Origin of the sequence: Shewanella sp. ECSMB14102 (genome assembly GCF_000813075.1) — a bacterium.
Lineage (GTDB): Bacteria > Pseudomonadota > Gammaproteobacteria > Enterobacterales > Shewanellaceae > Shewanella > Shewanella indica.
In genome coordinates this window covers 1-414 of record NZ_JWGX01000147.1, presented here as the reverse complement: position 1 = coordinate 414, position 414 = coordinate 1, and the positions used below count along the sequence as shown (strand labels likewise).

The 414-nt window shown below is 50.0% G+C and carries 1 pseudogene; it reads left to right on the top strand.

Annotated elements, in window-relative coordinates:
- Positions 1–278 precede the first annotated feature (278 nt).
- Positions 279–414, top strand: a pseudogene (locus tag RC73_RS21335) (IS5/IS1182 family transposase); the annotation flags it as partial.

Below are 414 nucleotides of genomic sequence, written 5' to 3'. Positions count from 1 at the left end.
AGTCCCATGTGTGCTCTGCGTCGGCTTACGGGCCTGGATGCAAGGCGTGCTTCGCCGCAAATAGGTGGCAGACATAAAAAACACAAGACCGACGTTCAGCGCTGAGTTTAAACAAGAGGCTGCAACCGCAATGGGAGTCAGCAATTCAGTCATGCGAAAGTGAGTAAAACAACTCCAACAGAAACAGCAAGGCGGCTCCCCAAATGGGCGTTGTTGCCTAAATCAGCGGAATCTTTTTGGCACTTCATGATCAGATCTTGCATCACAGGTTTAAGGTCATGGGCAAGTTAAAGTGCAATATCACCAATTGGAAGCAATATAATCAGGCATTAGTCAACCGTGGCGCAGTCACCTTCTGGTTGGACGATGCTGCGATTAACACTTGGCATTGCCGCAGCATCACGGCGGTCGTGG